We start from the raw sequence: 12153 nt of genomic DNA, 5'->3' as shown, positions 1-12153 counted from the left end.
TGGGTCCGGGGGCTGGATTCGAACCAGCGCCCACCCGGTTAGGAGCCGAGTGTTCTACCGCTGAACTACCCCGGAACAGAGCGCGCATTGTCGATGAGTCGCGAAAGTATGTGAAGCACGGATTCAGGGATTTTGTTGCGACAAATCTCTGATCGTTAAGCCTTCATCACTCAATGCAGCGCTTATCCAAACGCTACGCGCACAAAATCGATAAAGCTCCTCAGTTTGGGTGTCAGCCGCCGATCCGGCGCATACAACAGATTCATCGGCGAAACCGGCACCCTGTACTGCGGCAGTAGAGTCACCAGCGTGCCGCTTCGCAGCGAATCCTTGACCAGTTCCAGCGGCAGCATCACCACCCCCAGCCCCGCAACCGCCCCGGACAGTAACGGATCGCCCTGATTAATCGTCAATCGGCTTTTAATCGGCACGTCGATACAGCCTTCCGGACCTTCGAATCGCAGGTGTGAGCGGCCGTCGGAATAGGCGAACGCCAGGCATTCATGTTCCTGAAGATCCCAAGGCGTGGTGATGGGTGGGCGGCGTGCAAGGTAGGACGGCGCTGCGCACAGCACCATTTGATAGGGCATCAGGGGCAGTGCCTTCAGGCCACAGTCGGCTAGTTCGCCGATGCGGAACACCGCGTCGTATCCGCCGTCCACCAGGTCGACCAGTTCATTCGACAGCGTCAGGTCCACCGACACTTGCGGATAACGAACCATGTACTCAAGCAGCTTCGGCGACAGCGAACTGACGCCGAACGTGACGGGCGCATTGATCCGCAACCGGCCACTGGGCACGCCCCGGGTCACGGCGGCCATTTCTTCAGCGGCGTCCATGTCGGCCAGAATCAGTTTCGCCCGCTGATAGAACGTGCGGCCGAAATCCGTGAGGCTCTGCTTGCGGGTGGTGCGGTTGAGCAGCGAAACGCCCAGATGCTGCTCGAGCATTTTCACTTGCTTGCCGACCATTTGCGGGGACAGGTTGAGTTCGTCCGCCACCGCGCTGAAGGAACCCAGCTCCACCGCTTTGACGAAAGTGGCCATGAGTGTGAGGCGATCCATTGGAAACTCATTGTTTCTAGTGTTGCGCCATCCTAGGCCTTTATCCGGAGCAGGCCAAAGCCTAAATTGGCGTCCATGGCACCGGATCACGTCGGTGCAATTTCATCGATAACCGAGGAAGTACAGATGGCACGCATTGTCAGGATTCATGAATACGGTGACGCGAGCGTCCTGAAACTGGAAAACGTCGACGTCCCGTCCCCCGCTGCGGACGAAGTGCAGATCGAGGTCAAAGCCTTTGGCCTGAATCGCGCCGAAGTGATGTTCCGCAACCACGCTTATCTGCAGGAAGCGGAGTTTCCCAGTCGACTCGGCTACGAGGCTGCCGGAGTGGTGGTGGCGGTTGGCGCCAACGTCAGTGAATTCAACATCGGTGATGCCGTCAGCCTGATTCCGCCGCTGGACATCGCGCGCTGGGGTACTTACGGCGAACTGGCCAACGTGCCCGCCCACCTCACCGTCAAACACCCGCAAAACCTGTCGTTTGAACAAGCGGCGGCGTCCTGGATGCAATACGTCACCGCGTGGGGTGCGCTGGCCGAACAGGCCAGATTGCAAAAGGACGATTTCGTGATCGTCACCGCCGCCTCCAGCAGCGTCGGCCTGGCAGCTTTCCAGATCGCGAAAATGGTCGGCGCCACCTCGATTGCCGTCACCCGCACCCGCGCCAAGAAACAGGCCCTGCTGGACGCCGGCGCTGCACACGTGATCGTCAGCGACGAAGAAGACATGGTTTCAGCCGTCATGGCGTTGACCGACGGCAAAGGCGCGCGGGTGGTGTTCGATCCGGTGGGCGGCCCGTCGTTCGAACCGCTGACCCAAAGCATGGCGCGTGGCGGCATCCTGCTGGAGTACGGCGCATTGAGCCCTGAGCCGACGCCGTTCCCGCTGTTCACCGTGTTGGGAAAATGCCTGACCCTCAAGGGTTACCTCTACTCGGAGGTCGTCTCCGACCCGGCCACCCTGGCACGCGCCAAGACTTTCATCGGCGACGGGCTGGCGTCAGGTGCGCTACAACCGATCATTGCCAGGACATTCGCCCTGGATGACATTCAGGAAGCGCATCGCTTTCTTGAGGCCAATCAGCAGGTCGGGAAGATTGTCGTCACGGTTTGAGGTGACGAGTCCCCTGCTCTTCTCTTTGCGGTAGAAACGACGAAAGCCTGCTTTGAAAAAAGCAGGCTTTCGTCTATCCGGCATCCGGTTATTTCTGATGCGCCGTCAGTGCGGCATAGCCGTTCATCAAGTTGCGGTAGTTCGGAATGCGCTGGGACAGCAGGTTGCCCAGGCCTTCGATGTCGTTGCGCCAGTCGCGGTGCAGTTCGCAGGCGACGGAGAACCAGTTCATCATCTGCGCGCCGGCCTGGGTCATGCGATTCCATGCGGCTTGTTGCACGGTGGTGTTGAAGGTGCCGGAGGCGTCGGTCACCACGAACACGTCAAACCCTTCCGCCAGCGCCGACAGGGTCGGGAACGCCACGCACACATCGGTCACGACACCGGCAATGATGATCTGCTTGCGGCCGGTAGCCTTGATCGCCTTGACGAAGTCTTCGTTGTCCCAGGCGTTGATCTGGCCTGGACGGGCGATGTATGGCGCGTCCGGGAACATTTCCTTGAGTTCCGGCACCAGTGGGCCGTTCGGGCCTTGTTCGAAACTGGTGGTGAGGATGGTCGGCAATTCGAAGAATTTCGCCAGATCGGCCAGCGCCAGCACGTTGTTCTTGAACTCGTTTGGCGAGAAATCCTGAACCAGAGAAATCAGGCCGGTCTGGTGGTCGACCAGCAGAACTACGGCGTCGTCTTTGTTCAGGCGGTTGTAGGTTGGAGTGCTCATGTGTGAATCCCTTTTTAGTTGTGGAAGTTCGTTTGCGTTCAAGATGGGCACAGATTACTGACTCGCCTGAAAGCGATAAATCGTCTGAAAAGCGTTTCACCGTCAACTCAAAACGGACAATTCGTTCAAACTGCCGAGCAGATCACACAGCGAGCCCGACCTTCCCCCCGATCCTTGTCATACTGTTCACTCGCTCACAACGACAGCCAGGGAATGTTGATGCCCGGACGCAACACGCAAGCGCCCACCCCAGATGAAACACCGCGCGCGCCTCGCCAAGGCGTGAAGGCCGGCTCGACCTTTCGCCTGACCGTCAGTTTCATGCTGATGGTGGTCGTGGCTTTTTTGACCGTCGAGAGCTGGAGGACGTGGCGCGATTACCGTTCGGTGTTTGCCTCTGCGCGCGATTCGGTGACCAACCTCGCCCGTGCCACGGCGCAACACGCCGAGGACACCATCCGCCAGGTCGATGTGCTGACCGCCGGGCTGGCCGAGCGGGTTGAAGGCGATGGGCTGCAGAACCTGGATGTGGCACGGATTCACAAGCTGCTCATCCAGCAGTCGAAAATCATGCCGCAGCTGCATGGCCTGTTCATCTACGGCCCGGACGGCCAGTGGATCGTGACCGACAAGGAGGTCACGCCCGAAACCGCCAACAACGCCGACCGCGATTATTTCCAGTACCACCGCACCCATGAAGACCGGCACGTGCGCATCGGTCAGGTGGTGGAAAGCCGTTCCACCCACGACCTGATCATTCCGATCTCGCGGCGTTTGAACAACCCCGACGGCTCGTTCGCCGGCGTGTTGCTCGGGACAGTCAAGGTCAGCTATTTCGTCGACTACTACGGTGACTTCCGCATCGATGACAAAGGCGCGCTGGTGCTGGCGATGCGCGACGGCACGATCCTCGTGCGCCGGCCGTTCATTGCCTCCGTGGTCGGCAAAAGCCTGGCGAACAGCGAGATCTTCAAGACTTACCTGCCCAACGCCAACCAGGGCATTGTCCAGATCCGGGCGGTGGTCGACGACACCGAACGCCTTTACGGCTATCGCGCCCTGACCACCTACCCGCTGGTGGTCGAGGCCGGTTTGTCCCGTGACTCCATCATCGCGCCGTGGCGCCAGGACCTGCTGAAAAACGGCTTCGTGCTGGTGTTCCTGATTCTGGTCCTGGCCTGTTTCGGGCTCATCGTTCTGAGCCAGTTGCGTCAGCGGATGGCGATGGAACGGGAGATCCGCTCCGCGCACAAGACCATGCGCGACATGGCGCTGACCGACAGCCTCACAGGCCTCGGCAATCGCCGTCGTCTGGACGCGGCGCTGACGGACGAGATTCGCCTGGCCCGGCGTCAGGGTTCGCCGCTGTCGTTGATCATGCTCGATGTCGACTACTTCAAGCGCTACAACGACCAGTACGGTCACGCTGCCGGCGACGACTGCCTGATCGCGGTCGGCGACGGCATCCGCAAAGCGGTCAAGCGGCCTTCCGACCTGGCCGTGCGCTACGGCGGCGAAGAGTTCACCGTGCTGCTGCCCAACACCGACAACGCCGGGGCGATTCAGGTGGCTGAAGACATTCTGCAGACCATTCGCTCGCTGGAGCTTGAACATGCCGGGCATCCGCTGGGGTATGTCACTGCGAGTGCGGGGATCACCACCCGCTATCCGGTTGACGATGCGGTGACCCCGGTTACTTTGCTCAAATCCGCCGATACTTGTCTGTATCAGGCCAAGCAGCAAGGGCGGAATCGCTGGTGCTCGGCGCAGGCATCCCGGCAAATCCAGCCGATTGCGGCGATGCCGCGGACGGATCGCTGAGAGCAACTACCACCCGCCAATTCCAGCGTCCTTCAAGTACATAAGCAGCGTCCTACAGCAGCCGTCCCTCACGCCTGATTACGTGGGCACCCTCGCCTTCGATACCGTCTGCTGCCTGATCCGGACAGAACACAGACGATGCGAAGAAAAGGCGTCTTTCCACTAGACCACCCATAAGATCGATTCAAGCAACGAAGACACGAGAGGTGTCCATGAAACACAAGAAGCCAAAAGCTCAACCAGCGCTTGCTTCCAGACTTCGTGCCGAAGAGCCCGGTTTGCCCATCAGGGTTTCCGCTAGTCAGCGGCATTTTTTGAAAGTAGCCGCAACGTGTGGCAAAGAAATGGAGCCTGATGGTTGGCTCGCCGGTGGCAGAACCTGAATCCCGCTTTGAAAAAACCGCCTGATTGGCGGTTTTTTTTCGCTTCAATATTGGCGCGCCCCGCGCCGGGCGCTCCAAAGACAGTGACGCGAAGCAAAAGCAGGAGAATTCCGAAAGCCCGCGCTTCATGATTTATTTACCGACTCAACCTTGGAATCGGCCCACACTCCCTCATATCAAGGAACATCTGCGACCCATTCGAGAGGAAGGACATGCCATGACCACTCAAACCGAAACTGCGATTCTCGCCGGCGGCTGCTTCTGGGGCATGCAGGATCTGTTGCGCCGCTACCCCGGCGTGCTGCAGACGCGGGTCGGTTACACCGGCGGCGATGTGCCGAACGCCACTTACCGCAATCATGGCAACCACGCCGAGGCCATCGAAATCGTCTTCGACCCCGCCGTGATCAGCTATCGGCAGATCCTTGAGTTCTTCTTCCAGATTCACGATCCGAGCACGCCCAACCGCCAGGGCAACGACCTCGGTCCGAGCTATCGTTCGGCGATCTATTACCTGAACGAGCAGCAACGCGATATCGCCGAAGACACCGCTGCCGACGTCGACGCATCGGGCCTGTGGCCAGGTCGTGTGGTTACCGAGATCGAACCGGCGGGCCCGTTCTGGGAAGCGGAGCCGGAGCATCAGGATTACCTCGAGCGCATTCCGAATGGATACACCTGCCACTTCATTCGCCCGAACTGGAAGCTGCCGAAACGCGGTTGAGGTGCAGCGGGGTCGGTGCGCAACGCGGTGTTCGTCGCGTTGTGCCTGATCCCTTTCTTCGCCAGACATGTAATACGTAGACAACCTCCCAGCTTGATCTAGCCTTGAAGGACATCACGCGGGAGTAGAACACCATGCCCCTCGTTCCCCGAAACCTGCTCGTCCTGCTGACTCTTGTCTGCATGGCAGCGCAGGCTCAAGGCGCAGATCCGCTTCAGCCGCCAGCCATCCTTCCCCTGCCATCCGAATCGGCGCCGCAACTCATCGCCTACCCGCCGCTCCCCGAGCCGCTCGCGCGCGGCGTTGTCATCATTCAGTACCGAACCGAACACGCCCGGATCATGCCGGTGTTTGGCAAAGTGGCAGCGGATGTGTCACCTCGTCTCGGTCACCTGCATGTCACGGTCGACGACTGGAAAGGCACGTGGGCGCACACCAGTGAAGATCCGATCATCCTGGTGGGGCTGACACCGGGCACACACAAGGTTCTGCTTGAAGTGGCGGACCCGACTCACCGGATTCTCACCCGTGCGACAGTGGATTTTGTCGTTCCCGAGAAAACGCCCTGAAGAGGCCATACATCGAATAGCGCCCATGCCATCCACGCTCATCAGCCTCGTCACCTGGCTTGCCCTTGTAACGCCTGCCCAGGCTGACACCTGCCCTGTCGGCGAAAAGCAAGTGTGCCTCGACAACTGCATTTGCCTGCCGGACCCGGGGCGTCTGTCTGAAGACCTCTTCCGGATCGCGGCTCCCGCTCTGGCGCTGGCGTTGACCCAGGCCCGCGCCGAAGCCGCCAACACCGACATCAAGCCGATTCCCCCGCACATCCGGGAGCAACTGCTGCGCTGGTATGACCCCGGCGTGCTCGATGCCGTGCACTACAAAGTCACCGATGACGGCCAATACAACGCCGCAACGGCCATCCTGCAGAACCCGGATGTCGGTGCAGTGACGCTGATCGACATCATCCTGTTCCGCGACGCTGAAACCGCAGAACACAACGTCGCGCTCTGGGCGCACGAACTGAAGCACGTGCAGCAGTTTCAGCAATGGGGAATCGAAGGGTTTGCTCAGCGGTATACGCAGGATTTCAACGCGGTCGAGGCTCCGGCCTACGCGATACAGGGCGAAGTCAGACGTTGGCTGCGAGCCGAAGCCCGGTGATCGGACATCCCCAGCGTCCATGCCGGGGATAATCCCATCGTTCAAGCACCAGAAAAAACCTAGGCCTTGCCCGCCGCTACCGCTGCCCTCACCTGCCCATGCTGCCGCGTGGTCACCAGCCCGATAAAGGAAATTGCCAGCGCCAGGCCGATGGTCGACGTCACTTCCAGACGATGCTCGGGCGTCACCATCATCACCGCCAGCGCGGCGCAGATGAACGCGATCACCAGCCACGTCAGCCATGGAAACAGCCACATGCGAAACGTCAGCTCGACGTTCTGCCGACGCAGCATCCGGCGCATGCGCAATTGCGAAACCGCGATCACCAGATACACCAGCAACGCAATCGCGCCGGAGCTGGCTAGCAGAAACTGGAACAACCCGGCCGGCATGAAATAGCTGAACAGCGTCACCCCGGCGCCGATCACGGTGCTGGCGATCACCGCCGCCCTCGGCACGCCCGCCGCGGAGGTCACTTTCAGCGGTTGCGGAGCATCGCCGCGACGACCCAGCGAGAACAGCATCCGCGAAGAAATGTAGATCGAGGAATTCATGCAACTGGCCACCGCGATCAGCACGACCACATCGACCAGGAATTTTGCGTTGGGAACGTTCATCAGCTCCAGCGCGCGCTGGTAAGAACCGACGGACGCCAGCAGCGGATCGTTCCACGGCACCACGGAAATCACCACGAAAATCGACAGCAGATAAAACACGCCGATGCGCCAGATCACCGAGCGCGTGGCCTTGGCGATGTTCTGCGCCGGGTTGCTCGATTCGGCGGCCGCGATAGTCACCGCTTCCGTCCCGATAAAACTGAACATGATGGTGATGAAGGCCCCGACCACCGCCGACAAACCATTGGGCGCAAACCCGCCGTGTTCCTTCATCAACCGGCTTAAACCGCTGGCCTCACGCTCCGGAATCCAGCCCATCAAGACCGCAAAACCCAGACCGATGAACCCGATGATCGCCACCACCTTGGCCATCGCGAACCAGAACTCGAACTCACCGTACTTGGACACGCTGAACAGGTTGGTCACCACCAGCAAAATGATCGACAACAACGCGAACAACCACGCATCGACCTGGGGAAACCACTGATTCAAGACATGCCCGGCGGCCAGCGCTTCGATCGGAATGACCAGCACCCAGAACCACCAATACAACCAACCAATGGTGAACCCCGCCCAACGGCCGATGGCCTGATCGGCGTAGGTGGAAAACGATCCCGTGTCCGGATGGGCCACGGCCATTTCACCGAGCATGCGCATGACCAGCACAACCAGCAGGCCGGAAAACAGATAAGCGAGCAAGACTGCCGGGCCGGCGGCGGCAATGGCGTGGCCGGAGCCGACAAACAGCCCCGCACCGATGATGCCGGCAATGGAAAGCATGGTGACATGACGCGGCTTGAAGCCCTGCGCCAACTGACCGTTCGAGTCCTTCGAGTTCAAGCTATTCATTGTTTTTGTTGTTCTCTGGTGATCGACGTTTGGGCGTACTGACGACGTGTCAGGCGATCATCATTTCTTCCTCTTGCCCTGCTCCAGAGCGGCGCACCTCAAGCGCTGCAGCGTTGCGAATCGGTCGGACGACGACGCAGGGCGATGAAATGATGCGTCACCTTACGTGCCCGGCGTTGATCGCAAATAGCCTGGGAGCGGCATGGACGAGTCTGATTTCGACATGGTGAATGGCATTCGGGCCCGTTCGAGAGCGCCATCACAGAATAAAAAAGGGGGACTGATTTATTCAGGAAAAATAAATCAGCCCCCCTTTTTCTGGCCGGTGTCACCCCTTGGTCAGATCAACCAACGGTGTCTGCCGCACCTCGGTCTGCCGCCCGCCCTGAATGTCGCTCACCTGCTTCAAGGCCTTGTCCACGGCCGCCTTATCCGCCAACAAGCTGTAGCTGATGCGGAAGTTTTTGTGTTCCTTCGGCCCGATTGTGGGTACCAGGTTCAGTGGACGCTGATAACGGCGGTTGTAGGAAAAACTCGTCCCCGGCTCCAGCCCGGTGACATAACCCTGGCCTTGGGTATCGGTGTTCTTCCACAGGGAAAACACCGGCAATGTCTGCGTATTGAAGCCAACCGAAACGCCCAGGCTGCCGGCCTTGTTATGCAACACGGTCAACGTATCGCCCTTGGCATCGGCATACGGCACCACGTTGTAAACCGTTTCGTCGTAGTCCTTGGTCGGTGAGCGGTAGGTTTGCCATTCAGCCAAGTCGCCCTTGGCCTTGTCGTTGAACGGCGACACTTGCTTCACCGGCGCGGCGAACCGAGCGCCCTGCTCCAGGAACGGAGTGCTGAAGTTACTGTGGTACAGCGCCTGGTATTCCTTCGGATAGTCACCGTTGTTCGTCAGGGTGTCGTTGAGCGCGAACACTACGCTGCCGGGCTCGGTAACCAGTTCGGTGGCGACGGAGAAGTCGACTTTCTTGAACGCCTGCTCTTTCAGCTCACCGCGCAGGGTGATGGCGTACGGTGGCGTTTCATCGATGTGCAGGGTGACTGTGTTTGCAGGAATGTTGGCGGCCCGGCCGTGCAGGGTCAGCAGTTCGCCGTTGTCGACGCCGGGGTGGCCGACCCACTCGTATCCGCAGCGGGTCACCAGCTCATTGAAGCCCTCCAGCCAGCCCAGGCCACCGCGGCCATTGAGTTCGATGAAGGACGGATTGACCACCTCCTTGACCGGCGAATCCCAACCCATGCGCACATCGCCGACCGAGGCCTGCAAGACGTTCATTCCGCGCGTCGGCACCACCGAGAGTTTCATCGTGCCGTTATCGATGTCGACAATGCTGACGCCCTCCTGCCGACCGCCATGCAAGGTGCGCAGGCTGACGCTGAAGGGTTTGTCGGTTTTCACGCCGAGTTGCTGGCTGGTGATCTGCCAGTTCTGAGCGGCTTTGTCGGTGTCGAGCAGAACGTAATCCCAGGCCATGGCGTGGGAGGCAGCGGACAGTGCGCTGAGGGCAACAACGAGTTTGAGCGGGGTCATGGGAGTGGCCTTTCTTGGAGTTGTGCCGTTTTTATAAACCTGCTGAAACGTTTCATCAAGCTTAAAAAGCGACGCGTGTTGGTAGATGCCGAGAAAGAATGGGGACGGACAGGAAAATTGAAATCGATGGGATCGCGTTGTCCCGCCGAGCGACATGGCGAGGGACTTGTTTAAGCGTTTTTCGAATGATGTTTAGAAACGCCCGGCATTACTTCCCCACGGCTACAGCGTCTTGCGTCATTGCCTACGACTACGCCAGAATCCGCCGGCTTGTGCGTCTGGGGTGCGGGTTTTATCGTTTCCGGGTCACTGAAAAACAGTGATCGGGTTTGGTAGCCCGCAGCGCTGACGCATTGCGTCACCTCATGCAGTTGCATTCATGCGACTGGATTTATGGTGGCCATGCTCAGGGCTTCTTCGGAAGCGCCGGTTCCAGTGCTCCGGTCTACCAACCTGCGTATGGTCGCCACCCCTCGTTTGGTAGCGAGAGTGGATGACTCCCCTTTAATAAGTGCTGGAGATTCATCTATGTTCAAACCAACACCGAACCCTCCCGAAACCGATCCGGTTTCTCCCTACAAATTTCCCGATTCCCGAACGCTCAACGAAGCGGCAGAACGCGCGCTCGATCACTACCTCACACCGCAGCAACGGATCATGGGCAGCCATCACAAACACGACCCAATGTACTTGGCCAACCCGGCCTACAACACTGAATCCCTCCTGGCCAACGCCAGCGAATCATTGGGGTCCGCCAGCGAAATGCTCAATAACTTTGCGGCGACTCTGGAGCCTGCCCATCGCAAGACTGCTATCGGGATTGCGCAGTTGGTGATGTTGAGTGAGTTGGCAGTGAATCAGGCGTTGGATCATGTTGAGGTGAAGACCTAAACGCTTGCCCTCTGCGACCGAATATACGCGGCTAAAGAAGGCATGAGCGTTGGCCGTAGCTGCCGCGATGAATGGCAGCTATTGGCCAAAAAGCAGGCATTTGCGCAAAAAAACAATCGCCCTTGGCTGCACCGATGATGTTAAAAAGACACTTTTTTCGGATAGGGCCAAATTATGGTGGGCGAGGTTGGGTTTTGTGATTGGCGTCCTTGGTCTGAACGGACAGAACTCGAAGGAAAGAATCTCCCGGGTGTGTACTTCATCGCGCGCAGTAAAAAGAAACCTGACAACTACCGGGTAAACAACGATTTCATCATCTACATTGGCGAGACAACAGGCCAGACATTGGCAGACCGGTTGCGTCAATTCAACACGTCAGCATTCAGCGAACGCCCCGGACATTCTGGAGGCAACACCTTTAGGTTGACACTTCTCGAAACCACGCCACTTGAGCATCTTTGGGTTTCAGCCTGCCCTGTCGACATGGGCCAGCCTTACACCACTGCCTACATCAAACACTTAGAGCGAAAGCTGCTCTGGGAGTACGTATGCACGTGGGGAAAATATCCGGATTGCAATCGGTCCTGACTAACGAGCTCGCAGCACTCGTAGAAATCAATCTCCATTTTTTTGCAAAATCTCCAGCCCGTTCTTGCAAAGACAACTCAATAACGCTGATCATTTCGCTGCCAGCGATGAATGCCCGAGCGGTTAGATTCATCGCACCACATAAGGACATGCCCTTGCGAAGATTGCGCCTCAGTAACAAAAAACTCCGAAACATCCCCCGCCATCTCCGTGCATTGGAATACTGGGCCGCGAGTTTCAGCGGCGAGTTCCATCCTCGCTTCGATGAGCACGAGCGCTACTCAAACTGGAAAATCCCGGTAATCAATACCCTCGTTGAAGGTCCGCAAGCACGTATCGAAGTGCAGGCCTTCTGTGTCCAGCAGTTGCTCGAAGCAGCGGCCCACCTTTCCCGCGCGGCGGATCGCAGCCAAGGCTACTACCGCGTCGCCTGCTTATTGACTTGGCCCTGGTTACACCAGAGTGAAGTGACCGTGTTCTATGACCGTGAGTACTACATGAGCTTTCTGGGGCAGCAGAACTCGCTTGCTCCGATACACTTGAGCGACAGGCTTGCCTTGGATGTGCCCGAGCAATTCATTGAGCATGGGCACGATGTAACCCAGGACGAAGATGAAGTCGAAGTTCAGTGGTGGTGTATTGGGGAACGCGCCTGAACAATAGTTTGAT

11 protein-coding genes and 1 tRNA gene are annotated in these 12153 nt (G+C 58.7%); 7 read left to right on the top strand and 5 right to left on the bottom strand.

The window, feature by feature from the left end; all coding sequences use genetic code 11:
• Together CAG25_RS13595 and CAG25_RS13590 are read right to left on the bottom strand one after the other, a co-directional pair.
• Positions 1-75, bottom strand: a tRNA-Arg gene (locus CAG25_RS13595).
• A gap of 107 nt (positions 76-182) precedes the next feature.
• On the bottom strand, positions 183-1064 hold the full coding sequence (locus tag CAG25_RS13590; RefSeq protein ID WP_085611906.1) for a LysR family transcriptional regulator: 882 nt from the start codon (positions 1062-1064) through the stop codon (positions 183-185).
• A gap of 126 nt (positions 1065-1190) precedes the next feature.
• Here CAG25_RS13590 and CAG25_RS13585 point away from each other — a divergent pair, with 126 nt between their 5' ends.
• Positions 1191-2180: a zinc-dependent alcohol dehydrogenase family protein gene (locus CAG25_RS13585; RefSeq protein WP_085611907.1), complete on the top strand. Its 990-nt coding sequence runs from the start codon at positions 1191-1193 to the stop codon at positions 2178-2180.
• Positions 2181-2268: 88 nt separating this feature from the next.
• On the opposite strand, the gene ycaC is transcribed toward CAG25_RS13585, so the two are convergent.
• Positions 2269-2901 carry an isochorismate family cysteine hydrolase YcaC gene (ycaC, locus tag CAG25_RS13580; RefSeq protein WP_007958138.1) on the bottom strand — a complete coding sequence of 211 codons (633 nt, stop codon included), beginning with the start codon at positions 2899-2901 and terminating at the stop codon, positions 2269-2271.
• Between the two features lie 219 nt (positions 2902-3120).
• Here ycaC and CAG25_RS13575 point away from each other — a divergent pair, with 219 nt between their 5' ends.
• The 4 genes from CAG25_RS13575 (at position 3121) to CAG25_RS13560 (ending at position 6996) form a co-directional block, all read left to right on the top strand.
• A complete protein-coding gene (locus CAG25_RS13575) occupies positions 3121-4722 on the top strand; it encodes a sensor domain-containing diguanylate cyclase (protein WP_085611937.1) in 1602 nt (533 codons plus the stop codon).
• A 600-nt stretch (positions 4723-5322) separates the two neighbouring features.
• The gene (gene msrA / locus CAG25_RS13570; protein ID WP_011333723.1) at positions 5323-5829 is read left to right on the top strand and encodes a peptide-methionine (S)-S-oxide reductase MsrA; all 507 of its coding nucleotides are present in this window, start codon (positions 5323-5325) and stop codon (positions 5827-5829) included.
• 134 nt (positions 5830-5963) lie between these two features.
• A complete protein-coding gene (locus tag CAG25_RS13565) occupies positions 5964-6398 on the top strand; it encodes a DUF6130 family protein (protein WP_085611908.1) in 435 nt (144 codons plus the stop codon).
• Between the two features lie 25 nt (positions 6399-6423).
• Positions 6424-6996 (top strand): DUF4157 domain-containing protein, encoded by a 573-nt coding sequence (locus tag CAG25_RS13560; protein WP_371857717.1) that lies wholly within the window; start codon positions 6424-6426, stop codon positions 6994-6996.
• Positions 6997-7055: 59 nt separating this feature from the next.
• Here the strand turns inward: CAG25_RS13560 and gabP are convergent, their stop codons facing one another.
• Together gabP and CAG25_RS13550 are read right to left on the bottom strand one after the other, a co-directional pair.
• The gene (gabP, locus tag CAG25_RS13555; protein ID WP_085611909.1) at positions 7056-8462 is read right to left on the bottom strand and encodes a GABA permease; all 1407 of its coding nucleotides are present in this window, start codon (positions 8460-8462) and stop codon (positions 7056-7058) included.
• Positions 8463-8790: 328 nt separating this feature from the next.
• Positions 8791-10005 (bottom strand): aldose 1-epimerase family protein, encoded by a 1215-nt coding sequence (locus tag CAG25_RS13550; RefSeq protein WP_085611910.1) that lies wholly within the window; start codon positions 10003-10005, stop codon positions 8791-8793.
• A gap of 528 nt (positions 10006-10533) precedes the next feature.
• On the opposite strand from CAG25_RS13550, the gene CAG25_RS13545 reads away from it, so the two are divergent.
• Together CAG25_RS13545 and CAG25_RS13535 are read left to right on the top strand one after the other, a co-directional pair.
• Complete coding sequence (locus CAG25_RS13545) at positions 10534-10896, top strand: DUF6124 family protein (protein WP_011333718.1); 363 nt, start codon at positions 10534-10536, stop codon at positions 10894-10896.
• 548 nt (positions 10897-11444) lie between these two features.
• The gene (locus CAG25_RS13535; RefSeq protein ID WP_256575353.1) at positions 11445-12140 is read left to right on the top strand and encodes a DUF3916 domain-containing protein; all 696 of its coding nucleotides are present in this window, start codon (positions 11445-11447) and stop codon (positions 12138-12140) included.
• Positions 12141-12153 lie beyond the last annotated feature (13 nt).

Origin of the sequence: Pseudomonas sp. B16(2017), from assembly GCF_002113205.1 — a bacterium.
Taxonomy (GTDB): Bacteria; Pseudomonadota; Gammaproteobacteria; order Pseudomonadales; family Pseudomonadaceae; genus Aquipseudomonas; species Aquipseudomonas pharyngis.
Note: the sequence above shows the minus strand (reverse complement) of the source record. Positions and strands in the feature narration are given on the sequence as shown.